This window comes from Streptomyces sp. NBC_00316 (assembly GCF_036158715.1).
GTDB lineage: Bacteria > Actinomycetota > Actinomycetes > Streptomycetales > Streptomycetaceae > Streptomyces.
The window spans coordinates 1112616-1139033 of sequence record NZ_CP108023.1 but is presented as its reverse complement, the minus strand read 5'-3'; the positions used below and the strand labels follow the sequence as shown (position 1 = coordinate 1139033).

The window sequence follows — 26418 nt, the reverse complement described above, 5'->3', positions numbered from 1 at the left end:
CTTTCACCCCAGAGTTCCCCAAGGAGGCATCCCCATGGGTGCAGCAACAGCGAACACGGCCGGTGCCCGGACGGACGGATCGGCCGCCGACGAGGAGTCCCCGATCCACATCCTCTGGATCAACGCGGGACTGAGCTGTGACGGCGACTCGGTGTCACTGACCGCGGCGATGCAGCCGAGCATCGAGGAGATCGTGCTGGGTGTGCTGCCGGGCCTGCCGAAGATCCAGGTCCACTGGCCCCTGATCGACTTCGAATGCGGTCCGGTCGGCGGTGCGGACACCTTCATCGAGTGGTTCTTCAAGGGTGAACGCGGCGAGATCGATCCCTTCGTGCTGGTCGTCGAGGGATCCATCCCCAACGAGTCGATCAAGCAGGAGGGGTACTGGTGCGGCTTCGGCGACGACCCGGAGACCGGTCAGCCGATCACGACCAGTGAGTGGATCGACCGGCTGGCGCCCAAGGCCCTGGCGGTCGTCGCCATCGGCACCTGCGCCACCTACGGCGGCATCCATGCGATGGCCGGCAATCCGACCGGTGCCATGGGCGTGCCCGACTACCTGGGCTGGGACTGGACCTCGAAGGCGGGCATCCCGATCGTGTGTGTGCCGGGCTGCCCGATCCAGCCGGACAACTTCTCGGAGACCCTCACCTATCTGCTCTACCAGGCAGTCGGCTCCGCCCCGATGATTCCGCTGGACGACAAGCTGCGTCCGACCTGGCTCTTCGGTGCCACCGTGCACGAGGGGTGCGACCGGGCCGGCTACTACGAGCAGGGCCAGTTCGCCGCCACGTACGACTCGCCCAAGTGCCTGGTCAAGCTCGGCTGCTGGGGCCCGGTCGTGAAATGCAACGTCCCCAAGCGCGGCTGGATGAACGGCATCGGCGGCTGCCCGAACGTCGGTGGCATCTGCATCGCCTGCACCATGCCGGGCTTCCCCGACAAGTTCATGCCGTTCATGGACGAACCGCCCGGTGGCAAGGTCTCCAGCACCGCCAGCGGGGCGTACGGGGCCGTCATCCGCAGGCTCCGGTCGGTCACGGCCAGGACCGTGGACCGGGAACCGAAGTGGCGTCACACGGGCCAGAAGCTGACCACCGGGTACCGCCCGCCCTGGTGACCGGTCCCGTCTCCCGTCCGGGCGGCGCATCCCCGGCGGCCGAAGGCTTTTCCCTCCCGCTCCTCTCCCACAACTCCCGCTCCACAGAAGGGTCATGGCACACACGATGACACCCACGACGAAGGCGGCCGGCGACGGCAGCGGCCTCGTCGAGATGGCCTGGGATCCGATCACCCGGATCGTAGGAAGTCTCGGCATCCACACGAAGATCGACTTCAAGCAGAAACGGGTCGCGGAGTGCTACAGCACCTCGTCGGTCTTCCGTGGGTACAGCGTCTTCATGCGGGGCAAGGACCCCCGGGACGCCCACTTCATCACCAGCCGCATCTGCGGCATCTGCGGCGACAACCACGCCACCTGTTCCGTGTACACGCAGAACATGGCCTACGGGGTGAAGCCGCCGCACCTCGGTGAGTGGATCATCAACCTGGGCGAGTCCGCGGAGTACATGTTCGACCACAACATCTTCCAGGAGAACCTGGTCGGGGTCGACTACTGCGAGAAGATGGTCCGCGAGACCAACCCGGGAGTCCTGGAGCTCGCCGAGCGCACCGAGGCGCCGCACGCAGGGGAGCACGGCTACCGCACGATCGCCGACATCATGCGCTCCCTCAATCCGATCGAGGGCGAGTTCTACCGCGAGGCTCTTCAAGTGAGCCGGTACACGCGGGAGATGTTCTGCCTGATGGAGGGGCGCCATGTGCACCCCTCCACGCTCTACCCGGGCGGTGTGGGAACGGTCGCGTCCGTCCAGCTCTTCACGGACTACCTGAGCCGCCTCATGCGGTACGTGGAGTTCATGAAGCGGGTCGTCCCTCTGCACGACGACCTGTTCGACTTCTTCTACGAGGCGCTGCCCGGGTACGAGGAGGTCGGCCGGCGACGGGTGCTGCTCGGCTGCTGGGGAGCGCTCAACGACCCCGAGTACTGCGACTTCACGTACGCCAACATGACGGACTGGGGACGGAAGATGTTCGTCACCCCCGGTGTAATCGTGGACGGCAAACTGGTCACCAACGACCTCACCGAGATCAACCTCGGCATCCGGATCCTGCTCGGCAGCTCGTACTACGACGACTGGGAGGGCAAGGAACAGTTCGTCACCCACGACCCGCTGGGCAACCCCGTGGACCCGCGCCACCCGTGGAACCAGCACACCATTCCCGCACCGCAGAAGCGGAACTTCGACGACAAGTACAGCTGGGTGATGTCGCCGCGCTGGTTCGACGGCAAGGACCACCTGGCGCTGGACACCGGCGGCGGTCCCATCGCCCGCCTCTGGTCCACCGCCCTGTCCGGGCTCGTCGATGTCGGCTATGTGAAGGCCACCGGCCACAGCGTCGTCATCAACCTGCCGCGCACGATGACCAAGCCGGAGACCACCTTCGAGTGGAAGATCCCGAAGTGGAGCAACGCGCTGGAACGCAACCGCGCGCGGACCTACTTCCAGGCGTACGCCGCCGCGATCGCGCTGCACTGTGCGGAGAAGGGACTCGAGGAGGTCCGCGCCGGACGCACCCAGACCTGGGAGAAGTTCGACGTGCCGGACGAGAGCATCGGCGTCGGCTTCACCGAGGCCGTGCGCGGCGTGCTCTCGCACCACATGGTGATCAGGGACGGAAAGATCGCCAACTACCATCCCTATCCGCCCACTCCGTGGAACGCCAGCACCCGGGACACGTTCGGCACGCCCGGCCCCTACGAGGACGCGGTGCAGAACACGCCGATCTTCGAGGAGAACTCCCCGGAGAACTTCAAGGGCATCGACATCATGCGGGCCGTGCGCAGCTTCGACCCCTGTCTGCCGTGCGGTGTCCACATGTACGTCGGCGGCGGCAGGACCGTGGAGAAGATGCACGTGCCGACCGGACTGAGCGGACTGGCCGGATGAGCGCCGCAGCCCCGCCGGCCGTCGCGACGCCGAGGGCCCTCGACGCCGTGGAAGCCGGGCACCGGGTCGACGAACTGCTCGACCGTCTGACCACCACGGGCGACCGGGAGGTATGCGCCGCGGCCGAGGAACTGGTACGGGTCCTGATGGACTTCTACGGCGCCGGTCTGGCCCGGATCGTCGACCGCCTCGGCGCGCCGGCGGACGGTGGAGCCGGCGAGGGCCCCTTCGCCGCACTCCTCGACGACGAACTCGTGTCGAGCCTGCTGGCCCTGCACGATCTGCACCCCGAGGACACCCGCACCCGCATCGCACGCGCCCTGGACTCCGTGCGCGACCCCGTCGAGGTCGTCGGTTTCGACGAGGAGACCGGTGTTCTGCGGCTGCGGCCCTCGTCCGCGGACAGCGGTGGCTGCGGTTGCACGGCCACGCCCGCCGCGGCGCAGCGAAGTGTCGAGGACGCGCTGGCCTGCTACGTACCGGAAGTGAACCGCGTGGAGATGGAGTCCACGGCCACCGACCGGGAGCCGCCCCTGCTGCAGATCGCCACCCGCCCGCCCGCCGGAACCGCCGGAGCCGGGCACGGCGCCCCGGCGAAGACGACATGAGCGCGGCCCCGGCCGAGCGTCCGGCCCCCGTCTCCCGGCCCCGGGGCCTGCGCAGATTCGCCGGGCCGCCGGAACCCCGGCAGGAGCGCTGCGAGCTGTGCGGCGTGCCGGTCACCGAGAGCGGTCACCGCCATCTCGTCGACACCGAGAAGCGTTCGCTCGCCTGCGCGTGCATTCCGTGCGCCCTGCTCTTCGAACGGCAGGGCGCAGCCCGCGGACGCTTCCGCACCGTCCCGGACCGCTATCTGTGCGACGCGGACCACCGTCTCGACGACGGCGCGTGGGAGCGCCTGCAGATCCCGGTCGGCGTCGCCTTCTTCTTCCGTAACGCGGCACTGGACCGGCTGGTCGCGCTCTACCCGAGCCCGGCCGGAGCCACCGAGAGCGAACTCGACCCGGAGACCTGGCAGACCGTGCTCGGCGCCAGCAGCCTCGCCGCCCTGCTCGAACCCGACGTCGAGGCACTCCTGATGCGCCGCACGGAGGGCCGGGCCGAGTGCTACCTCGTGCCGATCGACATCTGTTACGAGCTGGTGGGACGCATGCGCCTGCTGTGGCAGGGTTTCGACGGCGGAGCCGAGGCCAGAGCCGACCTCCAGGCGTTCTTCGCCCATGTCGAAGAACGTGCCCGGACCCAGGGGACGGGGCGGCCGGGATGACGGAATTCGCCTTCACGTGCACCGGAGTCCGCGCCGACCCGTATGCGGCAGGACCCACCCTGGTGTTCAGGCTGCGCATCACCGCTTCCGAGGAAGCCCGGGTGCACGCCCTCGCCCTGCGCTGCCAGATCCGTATCGAACCGGCCCGGCGGGGTTACGAGCCGGCCGAGGCCGACGCACTGCACGACCTGTTCGGCGACCGCTCACGCTGGGGCAGCACGCTCCAGCCCCTGCAGTTCGCCCAGGTGACCCTCATGGTCCCGTCCTTCACCGGCGAGACCGAGACGGACCTGGTGGTGCCGTGCACCTACGACCTCGACATCGCCGCGACACGGTACTTCGACGCGCTCCGGGACGGTGAGGTGCCGCTCCTCCTGCTCTTCTCCGGCACCGCCTTCACCGGGGACGCCGGCTTCCACGTCGAGCCGGTGCCCTGGGACCGCGAGGCGTCCTTCCGGATGCCGGTGGAGGTGTGGCGGGAGATGGTCGAGCAGCACTTCCCGGGCTGCGGCTGGATCCGGCTGCCGCGCGACACCATGGACGCACTGCTGGCCTTCCGCTCGCGGCAGGCACTGCCGTCCTGGGAGGCAACCGTCCAGGCGCTGCTCGGACTTGCGGACGTCACGCAACCACCGCCGCCGGAACGCCCCGCGCACCGGGCCGTGCTCCCCCGCGTCACCGAGAGGACGGCGCCGTGACCGCATCCCTGCTCACGCCCGCACTGGAGTCCCGGTTCGCCGCCGCACGGCAGGTGGCCGACACCGTTCTCTTCGAAGGGTATGTGCTGTACCCGTACCGGGCCTCCGCGGCCAAGAACCGGCTGCGCTGGCAGTTCGGGGTGCTAGTGCCGCCCGGCTGGGGTGCCGACCGCGAGGAGCACGAGTTCCAGCACACCGAGTGCCTGATGGAGCCGAGGCCCGGCGCGGCCCTCGCCGTCGAGGCCCGGTTCCTGCACGCTCAGCGACGCACCGTCCAACAGGCCCGTGAAGACGGCACGTTCGAGACCGTGACCCGGCTCGACCTCGCCGACCGGGTGCTCGTCCCGTGGGACGAAGGCGCCGAGGAACGGGTCGAAGTGCTCGTGGACGTCGCCGAACTGACCGGGGACGGCGTCACCGTGCCCTTCACCCGGGCCGCCCGCGAGGAGACCGAACCCGTCCTGGACGCCGACGGGCGGACGGTGGGCCGCCTGGTCCGCCGCTGCGAGGAGGTCAGCGGTGTCGTCCGGCTGTCCGTCCGCGAACTCGACGGCCCGTACCGGGTCATGCGGCTCACCGCGGTGGTCGAGAACACGAGCACCTGGACACCGGACCCGGCCGGCACCGACCGCGACGCCGCACTCGCGAGGTCGCTCGTCGCCACCCATGTCCTGCTGGGTCTCAGCGCGGGATCCTTCCTGTCGATGACGGACCCGCCGGAGTGGGCGAAGGGCGCGGTCGCGGCCTGCCGCAACCTGCACACCTGGCCCGTTCTCGCAGGCGAGCCGGATCGCGCGGACCTGGTCCTGTCGTCCCCGATCATCCTGGAGGACCACCCGGCCATCGCTCCCGAGAGCCCCGGAACGCTCTACGACGCCACCGAGATCGACGAGATCCTCGCCCTGCGCACGGCGGCCCTGACCGACCAGGAGAAGCGCGAGGCCCGCGGCACCGATCCCCGGGCGGCCGCCGTCATCGACCTGGCCGAGTCGATGCCCCCGGAGGTGCTGGAGCGGCTGCACGGAGCGGTACGGGCCCTGCGCGAGGTCACCGGACCCGACACACCCCCGCCCGACCCGCCGGACGCCCTGCCGGACGGCGTGGACCTGGTCGACGCCCGCGGCGTGCTCCGCCCCGACACCCCGTGGTGGGACCCGGCGGGCGGGGACACCGCCGACCCGTCCCGCGACCGGATCCTGGTGGACGGCCGGTCCGTGGGAGTGGGCAGCCGTGTCCTTCTGCGACCGGGGCTGCGGCGGACCGACGCCCAGGACCTGTTCCTCAAGGGCCGCAGCGCGCAGGTCGAAGCGGTGCTGCACGACGTCGACGGAGGAGTGCACCTCGCGGTCACCGTCGAAGGCGACCCGGGCGCGGACATCCGCCGTGAGCAGGGGCGCTTCCTGTACTTCCAGCCGGACGAGATCGCTCCCCTGGAGGACGCGTGAACACCCTTGCGCCGCAGCGCCCGAGCACTCTGGTCGCCGGGATCGGGAACATCTTCCTCGGCGACGACGGCTTCGGAGTCGAGACGGTGCGCGCACTGTCCGCGCATGCACTGCCCGATCACGTCGAGGCCGTCGACATCGGCGTACGGGGCGTCCACCTCGCCTACGAGCTCCTCGACGGATACGACACGCTCGTCCTGATCGACGCCACCCGGCGCGGCGGCGTCCCCGGAACGCTGTACCTGATCGAGGCCGGTGAACCCGCCGCCGCCGAGCCGGGCGGCGCCGTGCTCGACGGCCACCGGATGACCCCCGACGCGGTCCTGGCACTGCTCGGCACGCTGTGCGCGGGCACCGGCGCCGTCCCGCCCGGGCGCATCCTCGTCGTCGGCTGCGAACCCGAGAGCGTCGACGAGGGGATCGGGCTGAGCGCCCCCGTGGCCGCCGCGGTGCCGGCGGCAGTACGGATGGTCCTGGATCTCGTACGAGAAGAAGACCGCACCGGTGCCGTCCGGCGGACGGCCACCCGGTCCTGACCCGAACCGACCCGAAGGAATCAACCACCATGAAGAAGACCCTCGTCTGCGGTCTCGCCGCTGCCGCACTCGCCGCCGTCGCCGTGCAGATCCTGCCCGACTTCCGGCGCTATCTGCGGATGCGCAACATGTGACCACGCCCGCACCCGCCCCGGCGCACGGCTGCACCGAATGGTGCATGTGCCGTGCGGGTACCGGCGAGCCGGGCCGCCGGCCCGCATCGCCCGCCGCTGTAATGACGCACGGCAGGACGGAGAACCCCATGCACGAGATGTCCATCGCCATGGCCGTCGTCGACCAGGTGGCCGAGGCCGCCCGGGCCGGCGGAGCGACCGCGGTCACGTGCGTCCGGCTCCAGGTGGGTGAACTGGCCGGAGTCGTCCCGGACGCCCTCTCCTTCTCCTTCGGACTCGCCTGCGCCGGAACCGTCCTGGAAGGCGCCGAACTCATCGTGGAATCCGTGACCGCCCGCGCGCGGTGTGCGCCGTGCGCGGACGAATGGGCGGTCGGCATGCCACCGCAACTGAGCTGCCCGGCCTGCGGTGAGGCGACCGCGGAACTGCTCTGCGGCCGCGAACTGCAGATCGCCGGGGTGCGCTGGGAGGACGGCGCCGCCCCCGAACCCGCTCGCGAACCGATCTCCCAGGAGTGCTGAACGATGTGCCGTGAAGTCGACCTGCAGCAGGCGGTACTCGCCAAGAACGACGCGACGGCCCACAGTCTGCGCGCCGGCCTCACTGCGCGCGGCACCACCGTCGTCAACCTGCTCTCCAGTCCGGGCAGCGGCAAGACCGAACTGCTCGAACGCGAACTCGCCCTGGCCTGCGAGCGGGGCGTTCCGGTCGCCGCGCTCACCGCCGACCTCGCCACCGAGAACGACGCCGCACGCCTCGCCCGGTCCGGTGCTCCGGTCAAGCAGGTCCTCACCGACGGCCTCTGCCACCTGGAGGCCGCGATGCTGGGCCGCCACCTCGACAACTGGCTGCCGGACGGGACCCGGATCCTCTTCGTGGAGAACGTCGGGAACCTGGTCTGCCCCGCGGCGTACGACCTCGGGGAGACGCTCAGGGTGGTCCTGGCCTCCGTGACCGAGGGCGAGGACAAACCGCTGAAGTATCCGACCGCCTTCGGACTGGCCCATCTCGTCGTGGTCACCAAGACCGACATCGCAGAGGCCGTCGAATTCGACGAGGCCGCGTTCCGCGCCCATGTCCAGCAGGTCAACCCCGGTGTGGAAATCCTCCTGACCGCCGCCCGCCGCGGTCAGGGGGTGGGCTCACTGCTCGACCGGGCCCTGGCCATCGGGGAGGGTGCCCCGGTCCACACCCCGGTGATGGCCCGACAGCACACGTACACGCGTGGCGCGCACACCCCGCACGACCACGGCGCGCACAGTTCGCACGACCACGGAGGCACGCACACCCACACCCATACGCACACCCTCACGCACACGCACTCGGACCTCGGCACGCACGAGCACCCGCACACCGGCCCCCACACGCACACGCACCCCGACGAGCCGCTCGTCATGACGACCGAACCCGTGTCCGGGGCGCAGTACCTCTCGTGACGACCCCACAGACCGGCGCCGCCGTCGCCGGAGCCGTCCAGCGCAGGCGGGTCGTCGTCCGAGGTGTCGTACAGGGCGTCGGCTTCCGGCCCTACCTGTACGCCCGCGCCACCGGACTCGGCCTGGCCGGACACGTCACCAACACCACCGAAGGCGTCGTCGCCGAGGTCGAAGGCGCCCCGGCCGCCGTGGCGCTGTTCTGCGACGGGATCGCCGCCGACGCACCACCGCTCGCCCAGGTGGACTCCGTCGACCACACCGAGGTCCCCGCCGCGGGCGGGTCCCGCTTCAGCATCGTGGCCTCCCTGCCCGGCGGACCGGCCCGCACACTGGTCCCTCCGGACGTGGCGACCTGCGCCGACTGCCTCGCTGAACTCGCCGACCCGGCCGACCGGCGCCACCGCCACCCGTTCATCACCTGCACACACTGCGGGCCCCGGTTCACCATCGTCACCGGAGTGCCGTACGACCGTGCCCACACGACCATGGCCGGCTTCCCGATGTGCGCGGACTGCGCCCACGAGTACACCGACCCCGCCGACCGGCGCTTCCACGCCCAGCCGGTCGCCTGCCCCGCCTGCGGCCCCCGGCTGCGTCTGCTCCTGCGGCCGGCGGACCGCTCGCTGCCCCCGCAGTACGCATCCGGAAGCGACCCGGTGGCGCAGGCCCGCCGGCTGCTGTCCGAGGGTGCGGTACTCGCGGTCAAGGGGCTCGGCGGCTACCACCTCGCATGCGACGCCGAGAACCCCGACGCGGTGGCCCTGCTGCGCCGCCGCAAGGCCCGTGGGGACAAGCCGTTCGCCATCATGGCCCGGCACGTCGACGACGTCGCGCACCTCGTCCACCTGGACGGCGAGGAGCGGGCCCTGCTCACCGGCGAGGTCCGTCCCGTCGTCCTGGTGCGACGCCGCGCCGGCGCGCGCCCCGGTCCCGGCGCCCCGTGGCCGTCCGACGCGGTTGCCCCGGGCAGCCCCGACCTCGGCGTGATGCTCCCGTACACCCCGCTGCACCACCTGCTGCTCGGTCTGCCCGGCGACCCGCCGGGACCGCGCCTGCTCGTCATGACCAGCGGCAACGTGGCCGGCGAGCCGATCGTCACGGACGACGACGAGGCGCTGGAGCGGCTGGACCGTCTGGCCGACGGCTGGCTCACGCACGACCGCCCGATCCATGTGCCGTGCGACGACTCCGTGGTCCGTATCTGCGACGGGGAGCCGCTGATCGTACGCCGCTCACGCGGATACGCCCCGCTGCCCATCGTCCTGCCGTACTCGGTGCCGGCGACCCTCGCCACCGGCGGCGACCTGAAGAACACCTTCTGCCTCGCCGAGGAGCGCAGGGCCTGGCTCTCGGCCCATGTCGGCGACATGGACGACCTGGCCACGCAGCAGGCCTTCGCACGCGCCGAACAGCACCTGGAGACCCTCACCGGCGTGCGGCCCGGCCTCCTGGCCACCGACCGGCACCCCGGCTACCGCAGCGGCCAGTGGGCCTCGCGCGCGGCCGACGGCCGGCCGGTGGTGCGCGTCCAGCACCACCACGCCCACATCGCCGCCGCGCTTGCCGAGCACGGCCGGGACGGCAGCCGCCGGGTGATCGGTGTTGCGTTCGACGGCACCGGCTACGGGGACGACGGGGCGGTGTGGGGCGGCGAGATCCTGCTCGCCGACTACGACGCGTACCACCGCTTCGCGCACCTTGCCTACGTCCCGCTGCCCGGCGGCGACGCCGCCGTACGCCGCCCCTACCGGATGGCACTGGCCCATCTGTACGCGGCAGGCATCGCCCCCACGGACGACCTGCCGTGCGCGGCGGTCTGTGCGCCGGACGAACGGCGCGTGCTGCTCCGCCAGTTGGAGCGCAACCTCAACTGCGTCCCCACGTCCAGCATGGGCCGGCTGTTCGACGCCGTCTCCTCGCTCGCGGGCGTCTGCCACCGGTCCGGGTACGAGGCCCAGGCCGCCGTCGAGCTGGAGGCAGCCGCGGCCGGCGCTGCCGACGGTCCCGGGCCCTGTTACCGCTTCGCCCTGCGCCCCGCGGCCACGGGCGACGGGCAGCCGCTGGTCATGGATCCGTCGCCGGTCCTGGCAGCCGTCGTCGACGAGGTGCGCGCAGGTACCGCGCCGGCGCTCGTCGCCGCGCGCTTCCACGCGGCCGTCGCGGACCTCGTCCTCCAGGTGTGCATCGCCGCCCGCGAGCAGCACGGGTTGCACGAAGTCGCCCTGACCGGAGGGGTGTTCGCCAACATCCTGCTCTCCTGCCTGTGCGCCCGGAAGCTGAGCGGGAACGGCTTCACCGTCCTGCGTCACCGGCAGGTACCCCCGAACGACGGCGGACTGGCGCTCGGCCAGCTCATGGTGGCCGCCCGCGCCGGAGCTGCGCGCACGGGCGCCGTCGTCGACTGACGCCCCGCCCGGCAGGGCCGGGCAGAGCCCCCACAACAAGGAGCAGCCATGTGTCTGGCGGTACCCGGCAGAGTGTTGGACATCGAGGAGCGTGACGGCACCCGGATGGCCACCGTCGACTTCGGCGGCGTGGTCAAGGAAGTGTGCCTGGAATACCTGCCGGACCTGCGGGTCGGCGAGTACGCCATCGTCCACGTGGGGTTCGCCCTGCAGCGACTGGACGAGGAGTCGGCCCGCCGGACGCTCGAACTCTTCACCGAACTCGGTCTGCTCCAGGAGGAGTTCGGAGACCCGTGGGAACTAGCCGCAGAGGCCGGCGGGCCGTCGAGGACCGCCGGCGCGGACGTACCGGAGGAGGTACAGCAGTGAAGTACATCGAAGAGTTCCAGAACCCCGACCTGGCGCGTCGGCTGCTCGACGACATCCATGCGACGGTGACCCGGCCGTGGGCGCTGATGGAGGTCTGCGGCGGACAGACGCACACCATCATCAGACACGGCATCGACCAACTCCTGCCGGAACAGATCGAACTGATCCACGGTCCGGGCTGCCCCGTCTGCGTGACGCCGCTGGAGGTCATCGACAAGGCGCTGGAGATCGCCTCCCGCCCCGAGGTGATCTTCTGCTCGTTCGGGGACATGCTCCGGGTCCCCGGAACCGGCCGCGACCTGTTCCGGGTCCGCAGCGAGGGCGGCGACGTGCGGGTCGTGTACTCGCCGCTCGACGCACTGAGGATCGCCCAGCAGAACCCCGGCCGCGAGGTGGTCTTCTTCGGGATCGGGTTCGAGACCACCGCACCGCCCAACGCCATGACGGTGTATCAGGCGCGGCGGCTGGGCATCTCGAACTTCAGCCTGCTGGTGTCCCATGTGAGGGTCCCCCCGGCCATCGAGGCGATCATGCAGTCGCCGGCCTGCCGGGTGCAGGGGTTCCTCGCCGCGGGCCATGTGTGCAGCGTGATGGGTGTGCGGGAGTACCCCGAGCTGGCAGAACGGTTCCGGGTGCCCATCGTGGTCACCGGGTTCGAACCGCTGGACATCCTCGAAGGCGTCCGGCGAACCGTTCTGCAACTGGAGCGCGGCGAGCACACGGTGGACAACGCCTACCCGCGTGCCGTGCGCCCGGAGGGGAACCCGGCGGCGCTCGCCATGCTGGAGGACGTCTTCGAAGTCACCGACCGCGCCTGGCGCGGCATCGGCACCATCCCCGACAGCGGCTGGCGGCTCTCCACCCGCTACCGCGACTACGACGCCGAGTACCGCTTCTCCGTCACCGGCATCGACACGAAGGAACCCGCCGCATGCCGCAGCGGCGAAGTCCTGCAAGGGCTGCTGAAACCCCACGAGTGCGAGGCGTTCGGCACCACCTGCACCCCGCGCAACCCGCTCGGGGCCACCATGGTCTCCAGCGAGGGCGCATGCGCCGCCTACTACCTCTACCGGCGCCTCGACATTCCGACCGCCCCCAGGGAGGCGAGCCCCGTTGCCTGAGACCGCAGAAGCACGGAACACCGCCGTGACCACGCCGGCCGTCGTCCCCGCCGAGTCCCCCGTCCTCGACCTCACGGCATGGACCTGTCCGGCGCCGCTGCGCGACCAGCCGCGGGTGGTGATGGGCCACGGTGGCGGCGGGGCACTCTCGGCCGAACTGGTCCAGCACGTCTTCGCGCCCGCCTTCGGCGGCGACGTGCTCGCGCAACTGACCGACTCCGCCGTGGTGCCGCTGGGTGGTGCCCGGCTGGCCTTCTCCACCGACTCGTTCGTCGTGCGGCCGCTGTTCTTCCCCGGCGGCAGCATCGGCGACCTCGCGGTCAACGGCACGGTCAACGACCTGGCCATGAGCGGCGCCCGGGCCGCCTACCTCTCCTGCGGTTTCATCCTGGAGGAGGGCGTCGAGGTCCCGGTGGTCGCACGCGTGGCCCACGCACTGGGCGCAGCCGCGCGCGCCGCCGGCGTCGAGGTCGTGACCGGTGACACCAAGGTCGTGGAGGCCGGACACGGCGACGGCATCTACATCAACACCGCCGGGATCGGCCTCGTACCGGCCGGCGTCGACCTGCGCCCGCAGCGGGTGGTCCCCGGTGACGCAGTGATCGTCAGCGGTCCGATCGGCGTGCACGGCGTGGCGATCATGAGTGTGCGCGAGGGCCTGGAGTTCGGCGTGGAGATCGAGAGCGACTGCGCGGCTCTGGGCGGGCTGGTGGAGACCATGCTCGCGGTCACCCCCGACCTGCATGTGCTGCGCGATCCCACACGTGGCGGGCTCGCCGCGGCACTCAATGAGATCGCGGTGGCATCCGGTACCGGTGTCGTCGTCCAGGAACGCGACATCCCGGTCCCGCCCGCCGTGGCCAACGCCTGCGCCATCCTGGGTCTGGACCCGATGTACGTCGCCAACGAGGGCAAACTGGTCGCCTTCGTCCCCCGTGAGCACGCGGACTCCGTCCTGGAAGCGATGCGGGCACATCCGCTGGGAGCGGAGGCGACCGTGATCGGGGAGGCCGTGGCGGCGCACCCCGGCATGGTCGTGGCCCGCACCGGGCTCGGCGGGACGCGCGTGGTCGACCTGCCGATCGGTGAGCAGCTGCCCCGGATCTGCTGAAGGGAGCGCCGTCCGCCGACCGTCACCGGGCGTTCCCGTCCTGCTCAGGCCACGCTGCGGGCGGCCGCCTCCGTGCGGAACACGACCAGGCTCGTCACCGACGGCCGGCCGCCCCGTACGCCCACGGCACGGGCGTACGGGGCGGCAGCGGCCTGTTCACCGGTCACGGGCGGTCCTGTGGCCTGTCCGGCGGCCGGTCCGTACCGAGCTGGTCCTTGAGCCTGTCCTGGGCGGCGTCGACCTGACCGGCGTGTTTGCCCTGGGTCCTGGCGTCGATGGCGTCACCCGCCTTGTCGACCCCCTTCCCTGCCTGCTGCTCGTGGCCCTTCAGCATGTGCTTGAGCTTGTCCATCATGGACATGGGTCCTCCTCGGGTGCGTTCACCCTGACCCCTCCAGCGTCGCCACTTGTGCCGCACTTCGCATCCGCATGGTTCGCCGGACACGGCATGTCAGAGGCGCGTACACATTTCGGGTCGCCCCGGATGCGGCGCGAGCGCCCTGCGTGGAGCGTGGGGGAGTGGCGCAGCTGAGCAGAGCCCTGTGGATCCCCGTCGGTGTCATCGTGCTGGCCGTCGCGGTCGACCTGGCGACGCCGAGGGAGGTGACGTCTGCTCCGCTCCTGATGACCGCGCCGGTCTCGGCCGCTGCGATGCTGACGCCCGGCACTATCGTCGCGGTGGGAATGGCGTCGATGGCGGTGCACGCCGGTCTTGCGTGGGTGGACGGCACCTTCGGATGGCACCGCGGCGTCGCCAACCAGATCACGCTGCTGGCCGTCACGGTGCTTGCCGTGCTCATCAACCGCAGCCTGCACCGTCAGCACGCCAGGACCAGACGCGCGCTCCACGTCGCGGCCGTGGCGCAGCGTGCCGTGCTGCCCCGGCCGCCGTCACGGCTCGACGGACTGGAGATCGCCGCCCGCTACGTGCCCGCCGAGAACGAGGCCATGATCGGTGGGGATCTGTACGTGGTACAGAGCACCCCGCACGGCACCCGCCTCATGGTCGGGGACGTGCGGGGCAAGGGACTGAGCGCGGTGAACGCGGTCTGCGCGGACATCGGCGCCTTCCGGTACGCCGCCGACGAGGCCGAGGACCTCGGCCGGCTCGTGCTCGCGCTGGAAAGGGCGCTGCTGCGCGAGGGAGGACGGCGCGGGGGCCTGGAGCAGCACGAGGGTTTCACCACGGCTCTGCTGGCGGAGTTCTCCGCCGACCTGAACGTCGTACGGATGGTGAACCGGGGCCATCCGCCGCCGCTGCTCCTCGACGCACAGGGGGCGGCCACCGTCCTCGAACCGACGGAGGAGGCGCCGCCACTGGGGATGATCACGCTGGGCGACTGGGCCCTCACGGTCGACACCTTCGCGTTCCCGCCCGGATCGACCCTGCTCTGCTACACGGACGGCATCACCGAGTCCAGGGACGCCGACGGCACGTTCTACGACGCCGCCGCCCGACTGCCCGTCCTGCTCCGGCGCTGCGCGGGGGGAGGACCATCCGCCACGCCGTCGCAGACCCTCGACACACTGATCCGTGACGTACGACGCCACTCGGGCGGCAGGAACCACGACGACCAGGCGCTCCTGGCGCTGCATCGCCCGCCGGCGTGACCGTGTGGGGTCACCCCGGGCCGGAGGTCCTGACGACGCGGACCGTCCGGCGGTCGACCCGCGCCGCGAGCTGCCGCAGTGCGGTCTCCCCGCAGCACAGCATTCCGCGCTCGATACTCGTCCGGGCGTCCGCGTACAGGATGTGCCACAGCTGCGGATGGGACACCAGGACGTTCGGGTCGATCTCGGCACGGCCGCCCTCGGCGTCGCGCAGCACCAGGCGCTGTGCGATCCCGTCGGACCAGCGCACCGAGACGAGCCGGTCGGTGTGTACGACCCTGCGACGCAGCAGCCCGTGCGAGACGAGCACACCCGCACACACGCGGACCCGGTCCGGCCACAGCACCACGAACAGCACCGCAGCGAGAGCAGCCCACATCGCGGCACGCGGGACGGAGAACCTGCCCGCCACCGCGTCGATCGTCACCAGCAGCCCGAGGAGCAGCGCGGCGAAGCCGATGGCGGACCGGGCGCCCCGTGCCCAGTCGGCGTCGTACGCGGATGGCCCGGCCGGCCGCGCAGGTGTCCCCTGATGCTCCGTCGCGAAGCGGGTGGTCCGTCGTCCCATGAGAGCGACGGTAGGCACCGTCGTCGGCCCCGTCCGGGACCTTGACGGACCGCTGACGGGGTACGGGCGTGTCTTGATGCGGGAATGACGGTTCACCGGCGCGTGCGTGGTCAGGAGGCTGCACGACGGAGGACGCCTGCAGGGGACCAGGGGTGCGCGGCGATCCGGAACACCGCGCCCTCAGGCGTCGCCCGGCCGTGCCTCCTCCAGGTCCAGGGAGCGCTGGAGCCGGCGACGGGTGGTGTCGCTTATCCCACGGTCGTCGTAGAGGCGCTGGAGTTCGGCGGACTCCTTCAGAATCAGATCGCGGCGCAGTTGCCGGTGGACATGGTCGGAGGACTCGCCGGGAGACTCGTCGCCGAGCCGGTCCCGGGCGTGCTCCAGGCGGGCCTGAAGGGCGCGGTGGAGGCGGTCCAGCACCACCTCGGGTACGGCTTCGAGCTCCGACAGTTCGTCCAGGCGCCGCAGCCCCGCGTGCGCGAGCTTCAGCCGGGCGGCAGCCTCCTCGCGCTCGGTGTGGTCGGGTTCGAGTGCGATGCCGGAGCGGCGTACCACCGGGGCGAGGGCATGCCGCCCCCCGTGTCGAGATCGGACCGCACGGCCCGTCACGCCGACCAGACTTCCCGGTACACCGCTTTCACCCTGTCCGCAGGTGGCTCATCAAGGGGACGTTAAAGACCGGGCGATCGTAGGCCGGGGCGGGTGGGGCCGGCACCCGGCCGCTGGCCACAGCGATGCGGTTGGGTGTTCCGGAGTTCGACTTCTTCCACGAAACTCCTCTGGAACAGGTCGAGTTGAGGTCGGGAGACTGCCTCGCCGGGGCATGCGGACGGGCGGCTCACTCGGCTTGTCGCGGTGTGCGGACCGCCTGGGGACCAGCCGGGGAATCGGGCCGCCGGCGCGAGCAGGGGCGGGTTGCCGGGCCGCCGGGTCAGAACCGCGTCAATGTCCTCGAGCTCGGCCGCGATCCGGCCGTCCCCGGCCGATGATGATCGTGAGCACACAGCGTGCCCCGGCGTCGTGGCCGGACCCAGCGATCCAGGGTGCGCGTTCGGCGTGAGGAGGCGCGTGCAGTGGTGGAACCGGTTGTCCCGCCCGCAGTGGCCCGACAGCCCCGGCGGCCCGGGAGGCTGAAGGTCTTCCTCGGCGCCGCACCAGGGGTGGGCAAGACCTACCGGATGCTCGACGAGGGGCGACGCCGGGCCGAGCGCGGCACCGACGTGGTGGTGGCGTTCGTCGAGTGCCACCGACGCCGGTACACCGAGGCGAAGTGCGAGGGCCTCGAGATCCTGCCCCGTGCCCGACGTACGTACCGTGGCGTGCAGTTCGAGGAAATGGACCTCGATGCGGTCCTGGCCCGGCGGCCCGAGGTGGCACTCGTCGACGAACTGCCCCACAGCAACGTGCCCGGCGGGCGCCACGCCAAGCGCTGGCAGGACATCGAGGAACTTCTCGCCGCCGGGATCGACGTCGTCTCCGCCGTCAACATCCAGCACTTGGAATCCCTCAACGACGTCGTCGAGAAGATCACCAGGGTGCCGCAGCGGGAGACCGTCCCCGACGACATGGTCCGCAGGGCACACCAGATCGAGCTGGTGGACATGTCCGCCGAAGCGCTGCGCCGCCGGATGGCCCACGGCAACATCTACGCCCCCGAGAAGGTCGACGCGGCACTGGCCAACTATTTCCGGGTGGGAAACCTCACCGCCCTGAGGGAACTGGCCCTGCTGTGGCTGGCGGGCCGGGTCGACGAGGCGCTGCAGAACTACCGCTCCGAGCACGGCATCGACCGTGTCTGGGAGGCCCGCGAGCGGGTCGTGGTGGCGCTGTCGGGCGGACCGGAGGGCGACACGATCATCCGCAGGGCGGCCAGGATCGCGGACCGTTCCCATGCTCCTCACCCCGGGGGAACCGGGGAGACGCCGCTGACCGGCGGAGATCTGCTCACCGTGCACATCGCCCGCAGCGACGGGCTTGCCGCCGGAGCGTCGTCGGCGGCGCTCGCCCGGCAGCGCACGCTGGTCGAGAGCCTCGGCGGCAGCTACCACTCGGTGGTCGGTGCCGACATCCCCACCTCGCTGCTGGAGTTCGCCCGTGCCGAGAACGCGACCCAGCTCGTCATCGGCTCCAGCAGCCGCGGACGCCTGGAGCGGTTCGTCACCGGACGCGGCATCGGAGAGACGGTCGTGGCCATGTCCGGCGACATCGACGTGCACATGGTCTCGCACGAACGGGCCGGACGGGGACGGCTGCTGCCCTCACGCCGCCGAACGCTGCCGACCTCCCGGCTCATCGCGGGCCCGGTGGCGGGCCTCGTCCTCCCGGTCGCCCTCACCTTCCTGCTGGACCACATGCGGGGAAGTCTCAACCTGACGAGCGAGGCGCTGCTGTTCCTGCTCGCCGTGGTCGGCGTGGCCTGTGTGGGCGGGGTCGTGTCGGCGCTGGTCGCATCGGTGACGGCGTCGCTGCTGCTCAATTACTGGTTCATCCCGCCGGTCGGCCGGTTCACCCTCACCACCCTCAACAGTGTGCTCGCCACCGTGGTGTTCGCCGTGGTGGCGGGCACGGTGGCCGCCGTCGTGGACCGGTCGCTGCGGCTCTCGCGTCGCTCGGTCCGCGCCACGGCCGAGGCGGAGACACTGTCCTCACTGGCCGGCTCCATCGTCCGGGGCGACCAGGCGGTTCCGGCGCTGCTGGAACGTACGCGGGAGACCTTCGGGATGGACTCCGCGGAGCTGGTCGACGAACCGGTGGCGGACGGACCGGCCGTGACGGGCGGTGCCGAGGGCTCCGGTGGCCCCGTCGTACAGGTGCCGGTGGCGCACGACGCGTACCTGGTGCTGCGCGGGCGTGTACTGTCCGCCTCCGACCGCCGGGTCCTCACCGCGTTCGCCGCACATGTCACTGCTGCCGTCGAGCGTGCCCGGCTCGTCGAGGCCGCGGCCGAGATCGAACCTGTCAAGGCCGCCGACCGGATGCGTACCGCCCTGCTCGCCGCCGTCAGCCACGACCTGCGCACCCCGCTGGCCGCCGGATGGGCCGCCGTCAGCTCGCTGCGCAGCCGCGACGTCGACTTCAGTGATGAGGACCGCGACGAACTCCTCGCCACCGCCGAGGAGTCGATGTCCCGGCTGAACCGGCTCATCGAGAACCTTCTCGACATGAGCCGTCTGCAGGCGGGTGCCTTGACGCTCAGCCTGCGCGCCACCGCACTGCAGGAAGTGCTGCCGACGGCCCTGGAGTCGCTTCCGGCCGACGGGCCGGCCATCGACGTGCAGAGCCAGGCGTACGGACCGGCCGTCATGGCCGACCCGCCTCTGCTGGAGCGGGTGGTGGCCAACCTCCTGAGCAACGCAGCCCGTTACAGTCCGCGCGGGGAGAGCGTCCTGCTGACGGCCAGCGCGCTCGCCGACCGCGTCGAGTTCCGGGTGATCGACCGAGGTCCGGGTCTCCCCGCCGCCGACCGCGAAACCGCCTTCGCCCCCTTCCAGCGGATGGGCGACACCGACAACACCACCGGCGTCGGGCTCGGGCTCGCGCTGGCCCGCGGGCTCACCGAGGCGATGGCGGGCAATCTGACCCCCGAGGACACCCCGGGAGGCGGTCTGACCATGGTCCTGTCCCTTCCCGCTGCCGAACCCCGGGAGCTCGTCGGACTCGTCGAACCCGGTGCCGACGAGTGGCGCGACCGGTGAGACACCCCTGTGCCAGGGGGCGAGAGGACGGTCGAGGCGGAAGCCATGTACGAGCGTCACTGCATCGTCTGGGCTACGGACACCTGCGACGCGCGATGCGCTGCTGCTCGCTGCCGCGCTGACCGTGCTCGGGCTGAGGCCCCGGCGCGGGGAGGTCCGGTTAACATCACGCGGGCGTAAGGCCTTTGGCCGTCTCCAGGCTGCATACGGAACCTTGACGGTGAACCGGTGCACCCCGGGAAACCGGCGATGCCCTTTCGGCGGTCCAGAGAGTATGACCTCGACTCCCCATTCCTCGACACGGGTTGACCTGCGATCGCAGCACATGGTGATCTGCGGGGACGACGGCCTCGCCCGTCGGCTCGCCGTCGAGCTGGACGCCGTGTGCGGCGAGAACGTCACCGTCGTACTGCCGTCGCGCGGGGGCGAGCACGGAGGCGAGATCGACGCACTGCACCGCGACCCCAACTCGCCCGTGGCGCTGCTGATCTCGGCCCGGCCGGACGAGCAGACCCTTCGGGCGGCAGGGGTCGAGCAGGCCGCAGCCCTCGCTCTCACCTACGGCGACGACCAGACCAACATGATGGCCGCGCTCCTAGCCCGTAGCCTCAACCCCGCCATCCGGCTGGTCATCCGCATGTACAACCGTGAGCGCGGCCGCCACCTGGAACAGCTTCTGGACCGAGCCGTCAGTGCCCGGGAGCAGCCGGACAGTGACGCCGGGTTCGTCGACGCGTCCACCACGGTGCTCTCCGACGCCGACACCGCCGTCCCCGAACTCGTCGCCGCTGCCGCGCTGGGACAGGGCCACACCCTTCAGGTCGAGGGCAAGGTCTTCCGGGGCGCCGTCCGCCCGGCCGGCACCCCGCCGCACGCTTCCGACCTCGCCACGCTTGCCGTGCTGTCCGGCGCCCACCGTGACGATCCGCGCAGCCAGGACAGCGCCGAGACCCCCGGCGCCGACGGCACCCAGCTGCTGCCGGACACCATCACCTCCTACCACCGCCAGTTCACCCACGGCCGGCTGATGCTGGAGGAGGTCACCCACGACCACGCCCAGGAGGCCCCGGCCGACACGCACACGGTCGGCGGCTGGCTGCGCGACCGACTCACCCATCTCCCGTGGAAGGTCTTCGTATCGCGCGAAGTGATGTCCGTCTTCGGGCTGCTGGCCGCCGTCGTGATCCTGCTGTCGCTGGCCACCCTGGTGCTGGTGGACGGCGTACCGCTCTGGAAGGCGGTGTATCTGCCGCTGCTGGACATCTTCACCATGGGCGATCCGGCGACCGACGAGGAACCCGCGCGCCGGGTGCTCCAGCTCATCGCCGGATTCGTCGGGCTGGCCGTGCTACCGCTGGTGGTGGCCGCCGCCATGAATGCCACGGAGGCGTTCCGGTCGGCCTCCGCGAACCACCCGCCGACCGAGGAACTCGGCGACCACATCGTGCTCGTCGGCCTCGGAAAGGTCGGTACGCGGGTGCTCGCCCGGCTGGGCAGGACCCAGCACCGCGTGGTCGTCGTCGAACGCGACCCGCACGCCCGCGGTGTCGCGCTCGCCCGCGAACTGGGCGTCCCGCTGCTCCTGGAGGACGCCACCACACCGGGGGTACTCGACCTCGCCCGCATCGCCGTCGCCAAGTCCCTGCTCGTCCTCACCAGAGACGACAGCGCCAACCTGGACCTGGCGATGGCCGCCCGCGAAGCGAACCCGGACGTTCGAATCGTCATACGGCTGTACGACGACGACTTCGCCGCCACCGTGTCCCGCACGATGCGCGCCTCCTACCCGCACGCCCTCACGCGCAGCCGAAGCGTCTCCGCGCTGGCCGCACCGTCCTTCGCGGCAGCCATGATGGGCCGCCATGTGCTGGGCGTGATGCCGGTCGAGCGCGGCGTGCTGCTCTTCACGGTGGTGGACGTGGGCGGCCACCCCGAGCTGGAGGGCTTCTCGATACACGAGGCGTTCAGGCAGAACGAATGGCGGGTGCTGGCCGTGGGTGCGGCAGGAGGCCCGGGGGAGACCGCGGCCACGTCCGTGCCGTCCTCGTCGTCCTCCACCGACACGCTCGGCGGGCTCTGGATCCCGTCCCGCACGGGCTTCGACTGGCGCCCGCCGCACGGCCGCGTCCTGCGGGCCGGCGACCGCGTGGTCCTGGCGACGACCAGACAGGGTCTGGACATCCTGATGACGGGTGTTCAGCCCCATCCGGCACGGCCCGCGCCGGACGAGCCGGGCGCCGGGCGGGCCGACGGCGGTCCGGGCCCTCTGTGCTGACGGAGTACTTCGCAGGCCCGGTGCTCCGGACGAGCGCGGCGCGCCCCCGCGCGTCAGGATGTGGACGGGCTGCGTACGGACCGTTCGCGGCGGCCGTACACGACCCGCACGGAGGGCATGTGGCCTCGCATCATGCGGGGATTCTCGTCCCCGGCATTCCGTGGACGGCCGCGACACCGGTGGCATGGTGGATGTACTCACGCACCAGGCGGAAACCTGCGCTCCAGGCGAGCAGCCGGCTGGCCCTGTTGTGGCGGGAGCAGCTCCAGCTCGGGGTGTGGCCGCGTGCCGCGATGTCGGTGCAGAGCTTGGTCACGCAGGTGAGGGCGAGCTGCCGGCGCCGGTGGTCGGGGGCGGTGAGGACCGCGACGTCCTCGTACGCGCTGCCGAGAAAATAGGTGCAGGCCACGGCGAGGGCTTCGTCCTTGCGGAATGCGCCCCAGGCGTACCCGGAAGCGGCGAGCCCGGCCGGTCCGCCCCAGCTGTCCGATATCCAGGAGGAACCCGGACCGAGTGCGCCGAGTGCTCCGGAATCGGCGGCGGTGATAGGGCGTACGGTCACACCCTTGGGGGCGCGCGGAAGCGACGTCGGCTCCTCCTGACGTACGTAGATCATGCGCTCCCACGGCATGATCCGGTCGAACGCGGCACCGAGAACGGGAAGGAACCGGGTGGGCGCCTCGATGTAGCGCGAAGCGAGCGGCGCGAGATCTGCCGGGGTGAGTGCGCCGGGATCGCCGCGCAGCAGCACATGGGCGGCGCAGTCGACGGCGATCGCGCGCGGCTGGACCGCGCGGTCCGCCCAGAAGCGGCCGGTCCCGGCGGTCAGGACGTGTTCGGCAAGGGCTGCCGGTCCCGGCGCCGCGGCAGGGAACCAGCGGGAGTGGGCGGGGAGTTGGTGCGGCGGAAGTTCGATCATGGCGGTTCCCTCCGGGAGCCGGACGTACAGGGAAGGGGTGGCCTGTACGGCGGGTACAGGCCACCCCCGGGGCGGATTCAGCCGCTAGTTCGCGGCCCTGCTGCCGTGGTTGGCCTTGTTCCTGCGGCGGGCCTTCTTCTTGCGGGCGCGTTTCGCCATATGCGGTGATCCTTCAGGCGGTGTGGCTGGTGAGGGCGGTGGCGAGCTTGTTGAGGCGCTGGACGGTGCGTTCCTCGGTGGCCGGAGGCGCAGGGGCGACGCGCTCGTCACGGTCGTAGTAGGCACCGTTGACGATCTCGACGGCCGGGTCGCAGAGCCGCACCACGTGGGCTGCACCCTCGGCGGCGGTGGCCCCGTGGTGGCCGTAGAGGGAGAGCAGTCCGGTCTCGCAGATTCCGGGGTGGAGGGAGACGGCGGTGACGCGCGGGTCGGAAGCGAAGACGGTGAGGGCCAGCTGCGACTGCGCATAGGTGGCGAGCCGCGAGTAGCGGCGGGCGCGGTTGGGGTCGCTCCACTGGATGGACCCGGTGCGGTGCAGCGCCGACGACACGTTGACCACGCGGCCTCCCGGGTCGCTCGTCAGCGCGGGCTCCAGGAGGTCGGTGAGGAGGTAGTGCGCGAGGAAGTTCACCTGAAAGGCGATCTCGTTGCCGTCGGCGGTGACCGTGTGCCGCTCGGGCGCCGCCATGCCCGCGTTGTTGACCAGCACATCCAGGTGCGGGTGGGTCTCGACGACCCGCCGGGCCATCGCCTTCACCTCGTCGAAGTGGGCGAAGTCGGCGGCGTAGGAGCACAGTTGTGACTCGCTGATGCCGGCGGAGGCGATCAGCCGGTCGGTCGCGGCCTGCGCCTCCTCGGCGTTGGGCGGCGGCGCACAGCAGCGGAGCGCCGGCCGGAGCTCCCGGTCGGCGGGGCTCCCGGTGCGGGGGCCGCGGCGGCCTCGGGCCCTCGGGATTCGTCGGCAGTGGGCCGCGAGGGGCCGGAACGGCATGGGCCTGTCGGGGGACGGGGGGAAACATCGCGCAAGACCTTCCGGAGGGCCGCCCGGCCTCCCGCACAGCGCGAGCACCGGGGCATTCGGAAAGCAGGTGCCGCTGAGCCTTTCCGGTACCGGGGCCCCGGTACCGGAAAGGCCGTGCGCGGACGCGGTGCGGAGGAGACGCCGCCGCGTTTCCGCCGCGAAAAGCGTGACCGGGCCTTTGGCACGGTCAGGCCGTGGACGTCCGCGGTCTTTGAGCGGCGTTCAGAGTCTAAGTGCCTTCGATACGCCAATCGGGCCGTTGTGCCCGAATTTACGACCTTCTGACAGCTTCCTGACCGTGAGTAGGGACCATTTCGCCAAAGGTCTTCGACGGATGGTCCAGGGGTGTGCGGTCGAGTTCCGCGAGAGGCGCCGTCGGGCGGGTGATCGGCATACAAGGTTGAGAGAGGTGGAATTTCTCCCGGGTGGCACGAAGTGATCCGTCGGAGGATCAGTCCGCCAATTCCCGTGTATCCAGAGGCATGTGCCAGACAATGCGCCGCTGGACGGCGTCGATGTCTTCCTGCAGCGGTGAGGGCGGCACGGCGAGCACGGGGCAGGCGGCGTGCGCGAGACAGTACCTGGCGACCGAGGGGTGCAGAGCCCTCCGCAGCAGGCCGCGCGCCCCGGCCCCGATCACCAGCAGGTCATCGGGGCTGTTCGCGGAGGCGATCAGCGCGGCGCCCGGTATGCCCCGTACGACCAGACCTTCCATCGGCACCCCGGGCCCGGCGGGACCGAACGCCGTGTCCAACGCCTGGAGCAGCCGCTCTCCCGCCACCCGACGGCACTCGGCCAGCAGGAGGGGGCTCGGCGGACCACGGTGCCCGAGTTCGCCGCCGGGAGGCGACCAGGCCAGCACGGCCCGCAGGGCGGCATCGGTGCGCCGGGCCTCGGCCGCGGCCCGGTGCAGCGCCGTCAGGCTGCCCAGCGAGCCACTCACACCGGCCACCACATGCCGCCCAACGGCTCGCTCCGTCACTCCGCCACTCCTCGCGTCACGTCGGCTTCCTGCCCCCATGGAAGACCCGAGGACGCGGGGGTCCATGCCGTGTTGGCAACTCCCTGACGCCGGGACGGACAACCCTGACGGGCCCCTGACGGCGTCACGCGCGAGGGTCGGGCGCCGCCTCTCCGTGCGGGGCCGGAACCACTGCCTCTCCGTGCGGGGCCGGAGCCACCGTGTCACCCTGCGGGGCCGGGACGGCTGCCGTTGCGCCGCTGTCCTTCCCGAACTGCTGCGCCGCCCGGTCGAAGTACCGCAGCAGCTCCACCGGGAACGGCATGACCAGAGTGGAGTTCTTTTCGGCCGCCACCTCGACCACCGTCTGCAGCAGCCGCAGCTGCATGGCCTCCGGCGTGTCGGCCATGATTCGCGAGGCATTGGCGAGCTGCTGCGCGGCCTGGAACTCACCGTCCGCGGTGATCACCCGGGCCCGCCGCTCCCGCTCCGCCTCGGCCTGCCGGGACATGGAGCGCTTGAGCGACTCCGGCAGCTGCACGTCCTTGATCTCGACGCGGTCGATGTGCACACCCCAGCCGGCCGCGGGGCTGTCGATCATCAACGCCAGTCCCTCGTGCAGCCGTTCGCGGTCCGAGAGCAGATCGTCCAGATCGCTCTTGCCGATGATGGAACGCAGCGAGGACTGGGCGATCTGGCCGACCGCGAAGACGTAGTCCTGCACCTCGATCGTGGCCTGTACCGGATCGACGACCTTGAAATAGACGACGGCGTCGACCTTCACCGACACGTTGTCCCGGGTGATCCCCTCCTGTGTCGGCACGGGCATCGTCGCCACCTGGACGTTCACCTTCCGCATCCGGTCGGCGTACGGGACGAGAAAGGTGATGCCGGGCTGCCGATGGCCGGACAGCGCCTTGCCGAAGCGGAACACAACTCCTCGCTCCACCTGGTTGACCACACGCATTCCGCTGCGCAGCACCAGCAGTACGCAGGCGACGACGACCACAACTCCAACGACGGTGCCATCCATGGTTGCGGACTCCTTCACGAGGGATGGGTTCGACACCACTGAGGACAGAGCCGAAGCAGTCACCGGATGCGGTACCGACGTAAGGAAATCGTCAAGAAGCGTGCCACCGGCCTCACTTGTGCAGGTGTCACGGCCTGCGCCACTCACCGTCCCGGGCTGCATCCGGTCGACGGGACAGCCCTTGGCGGCCGGCTGCGGAAGTCCTTCGGGGGTTGACTCCGGAGTCAGTCGTGCGCATGTGCGTCGTCGGGTGTCGATGGCGGTGAGGTGGAGCTGGGCGGCGCAGTCGAGGGCGCTCCGAGCCTGCCGAGGCCGCCCCCCTTTCAGCGCACCGTCGTTGGAGCCTTCGCCGAGGTCCGGGCCGTCTTCGGCGACACGCTACCGGGCCGAATCGGTGTCGTAGTCGTGCCGGGCCCGCTCGACGCTGTCGAGGTTGGTGGTGGCCCATTCGGTGAGATGGGCGAAGATCGGGGCAAGGCTGCGGCCGAGTTCGGTGATCTCGTACTCGACCCGAGGGGGGACCTCTGGGTGGTAGGTGCGCACGATCAGGCCGTCGCGTTCGAGTTGGCGCAGCCGCTGGGTCAGTACCTTCGGTGTGATCTTGGTGATCCGTCGTTCCAGCTCAACGAACCGTTGCCGGCCGTGCATGTTGAGGCTCCACAGGATCGGTGTGGTCCACCGGCTGAACACAATGTCCACGACCGGGCCGATCGGGCAGGCCTGTTCCGGGTCGGTCGACGCCGGTGCCGTCCAGGTTGCGTTGCCGGCCATGTGCCCTCCTTTTGGATAGTCACTTTCCTGT

The 26418-nt window shown here is 71.0% G+C and carries 26 protein-coding genes; 17 read left to right on the top strand and 9 right to left on the bottom strand.

Annotated features, from left to right (window positions below; translation table 11 throughout):
- The first annotated feature begins 34 nt into the window (after window positions 1–34).
- The 14 genes from OG878_RS05225 to hypE all read left to right on the top strand — a co-directional run bounded on the left by OG878_RS05225 (window position 35) and on the right by hypE (window position 13533).
- On the top strand, window positions 35–1120 hold the full coding sequence (locus OG878_RS05225; RefSeq protein WP_328885660.1) for a hydrogenase expression protein HypE: 1086 nt from the start codon (window positions 35–37) through the stop codon (window positions 1118–1120).
- Window positions 1121–1226: 106 nt separating this feature from the next.
- Complete coding sequence (locus OG878_RS05220) at window positions 1227–3011, top strand: nickel-dependent hydrogenase large subunit (RefSeq protein WP_328891140.1); 1785 nt, start codon at window positions 1227–1229, stop codon at window positions 3009–3011.
- Window positions 3008–3619 (top strand): hypothetical protein, encoded by a 612-nt coding sequence (locus OG878_RS05215; protein ID WP_328885659.1) that lies wholly within the window; start codon window positions 3008–3010, stop codon window positions 3617–3619. Before OG878_RS05220 ends, OG878_RS05215 begins: the two co-directional genes overlap by 4 nt.
- Window positions 3616–4278, top strand: coding sequence for a DUF5947 family protein (locus OG878_RS05210; protein ID WP_328885658.1), 663 nt, complete (start codon window positions 3616–3618; stop codon window positions 4276–4278). Before OG878_RS05215 ends, OG878_RS05210 begins: the two co-directional genes overlap by 4 nt.
- Entirely contained in the window at window positions 4275–4976 is a 702-nt protein-coding gene (locus tag OG878_RS05205; RefSeq protein WP_328885657.1) for a DUF6084 family protein, read from the top strand. The genes OG878_RS05210 and OG878_RS05205 overlap by 4 nt, the downstream gene beginning before the upstream one ends.
- A complete protein-coding gene (locus OG878_RS05200; RefSeq protein WP_328885656.1) occupies window positions 4973–6421 on the top strand; it encodes a hypothetical protein in 1449 nt (482 codons plus the stop codon). Before OG878_RS05205 ends, OG878_RS05200 begins: the two co-directional genes overlap by 4 nt.
- Complete coding sequence (locus OG878_RS05195) at window positions 6418–6957, top strand: hydrogenase maturation protease (protein WP_328885655.1); 540 nt, start codon at window positions 6418–6420, stop codon at window positions 6955–6957. The genes OG878_RS05200 and OG878_RS05195 overlap by 4 nt, the downstream gene beginning before the upstream one ends.
- A gap of 29 nt (window positions 6958–6986) precedes the next feature.
- Window positions 6987–7091 carry a DUF6893 family small protein gene (locus OG878_RS42190; RefSeq protein WP_443049061.1) on the top strand — a complete coding sequence of 35 codons (105 nt, stop codon included), beginning with the start codon at window positions 6987–6989 and terminating at the stop codon, window positions 7089–7091.
- Window positions 7092–7219: 128 nt separating this feature from the next.
- A complete protein-coding gene (locus tag OG878_RS05190) occupies window positions 7220–7612 on the top strand; it encodes a hydrogenase maturation nickel metallochaperone HypA/HybF (RefSeq protein WP_328885654.1) in 393 nt (130 codons plus the stop codon).
- 3 nt (window positions 7613–7615) lie between these two features.
- Window positions 7616–8527 (top strand): hydrogenase nickel incorporation protein HypB, encoded by a 912-nt coding sequence (gene hypB, locus OG878_RS05185; protein ID WP_328885653.1) that lies wholly within the window; start codon window positions 7616–7618, stop codon window positions 8525–8527.
- Window positions 8524–10932 carry a carbamoyltransferase HypF gene (gene hypF, locus OG878_RS05180; RefSeq protein WP_328885652.1) on the top strand — a complete coding sequence of 803 codons (2409 nt, stop codon included), beginning with the start codon at window positions 8524–8526 and terminating at the stop codon, window positions 10930–10932. The genes hypB and hypF overlap by 4 nt, the downstream gene beginning before the upstream one ends.
- A 48-nt stretch (window positions 10933–10980) precedes the next feature.
- Window positions 10981–11301, top strand: a complete 321-nt coding sequence (locus tag OG878_RS05175) for a HypC/HybG/HupF family hydrogenase formation chaperone (protein WP_328885651.1) — start codon at window positions 10981–10983, stop codon at window positions 11299–11301.
- Window positions 11298–12422, top strand: a complete 1125-nt coding sequence (gene hypD, locus OG878_RS05170; protein ID WP_328885650.1) for a hydrogenase formation protein HypD — start codon at window positions 11298–11300, stop codon at window positions 12420–12422. The genes OG878_RS05175 and hypD overlap by 4 nt, the downstream gene beginning before the upstream one ends.
- Window positions 12423–12543: 121 nt before the next feature.
- Window positions 12544–13533, top strand: a complete 990-nt coding sequence (gene hypE / locus OG878_RS05165; protein WP_328891139.1) for a hydrogenase expression/formation protein HypE — start codon at window positions 12544–12546, stop codon at window positions 13531–13533.
- A gap of 44 nt (window positions 13534–13577) precedes the next feature.
- On the opposite strand, the gene OG878_RS05160 is transcribed toward hypE, so the two are convergent.
- On the bottom strand, window positions 13578–13700 hold the full coding sequence (locus OG878_RS05160; protein WP_328885649.1) for a hypothetical protein: 123 nt from the start codon (window positions 13698–13700) through the stop codon (window positions 13578–13580).
- Window positions 13697–13894 carry an antitoxin gene (locus OG878_RS05155; protein WP_328885648.1) on the bottom strand — a complete coding sequence of 66 codons (198 nt, stop codon included), beginning with the start codon at window positions 13892–13894 and terminating at the stop codon, window positions 13697–13699. Before OG878_RS05155 ends, OG878_RS05160 begins: the two co-directional genes overlap by 4 nt.
- Before the next feature lie 158 nt (window positions 13895–14052).
- Here OG878_RS05155 and OG878_RS05150 point away from each other — a divergent pair, with 158 nt between their 5' ends.
- Entirely contained in the window at window positions 14053–15144 is a 1092-nt protein-coding gene (locus OG878_RS05150; RefSeq protein WP_328885647.1) for a PP2C family protein-serine/threonine phosphatase, read from the top strand.
- 10 nt (window positions 15145–15154) lie between these two features.
- Here OG878_RS05150 and OG878_RS05145 read toward each other — a convergent pair whose 3' ends face one another.
- Together OG878_RS05145 and OG878_RS05140 are read right to left on the bottom strand one after the other, a co-directional pair.
- Window positions 15155–15712, bottom strand: coding sequence for a hypothetical protein (locus OG878_RS05145; protein ID WP_328885646.1), 558 nt, complete (start codon window positions 15710–15712; stop codon window positions 15155–15157).
- A gap of 180 nt (window positions 15713–15892) precedes the next feature.
- Entirely contained in the window at window positions 15893–16267 is a 375-nt protein-coding gene (locus OG878_RS05140; protein WP_443049060.1) for a hypothetical protein, read from the bottom strand.
- Between the two features lie 623 nt (window positions 16268–16890).
- Here OG878_RS05140 and OG878_RS05135 point away from each other — a divergent pair.
- Both OG878_RS05135 and OG878_RS05130 read left to right on the top strand, forming a co-directional pair.
- A complete protein-coding gene (locus tag OG878_RS05135; protein ID WP_443049234.1) occupies window positions 16891–19407 on the top strand; it encodes an ATP-binding protein in 2517 nt (838 codons plus the stop codon).
- Window positions 19408–19732: 325 nt separating this feature from the next.
- Window positions 19733–21682, top strand: coding sequence for an NAD-binding protein (locus OG878_RS05130; RefSeq protein WP_328885644.1), 1950 nt, complete (start codon window positions 19733–19735; stop codon window positions 21680–21682).
- Window positions 21683–21812: 130 nt separating this feature from the next.
- Here the strand turns inward: OG878_RS05130 and OG878_RS05125 are convergent, their stop codons facing one another.
- The 5 genes from OG878_RS05125 to OG878_RS05105 all read right to left on the bottom strand — a co-directional run bounded on the left by OG878_RS05125 (window position 21813) and on the right by OG878_RS05105 (window position 26387).
- On the bottom strand, window positions 21813–22601 hold the full coding sequence (locus tag OG878_RS05125) for a GNAT family N-acetyltransferase (protein ID WP_328885643.1): 789 nt from the start codon (window positions 22599–22601) through the stop codon (window positions 21813–21815).
- 172 nt (window positions 22602–22773) lie between these two features.
- Window positions 22774–23592, bottom strand: coding sequence for an SDR family NAD(P)-dependent oxidoreductase (locus OG878_RS05120; protein WP_328885642.1), 819 nt, complete (start codon window positions 23590–23592; stop codon window positions 22774–22776).
- A gap of 481 nt (window positions 23593–24073) precedes the next feature.
- Window positions 24074–24604 carry a universal stress protein gene (locus OG878_RS05115; RefSeq protein ID WP_328885641.1) on the bottom strand — a complete coding sequence of 177 codons (531 nt, stop codon included), beginning with the start codon at window positions 24602–24604 and terminating at the stop codon, window positions 24074–24076.
- 124 nt (window positions 24605–24728) lie between these two features.
- On the bottom strand, window positions 24729–25616 hold the full coding sequence (locus OG878_RS05110) for an SPFH domain-containing protein (RefSeq protein WP_328885640.1): 888 nt from the start codon (window positions 25614–25616) through the stop codon (window positions 24729–24731).
- Between the two features lie 378 nt (window positions 25617–25994).
- Complete coding sequence (locus tag OG878_RS05105; RefSeq protein WP_328885639.1) at window positions 25995–26387, bottom strand: winged helix-turn-helix transcriptional regulator; 393 nt, start codon at window positions 26385–26387, stop codon at window positions 25995–25997.
- Window positions 26388–26418: the final 31 nt, after the last annotated feature.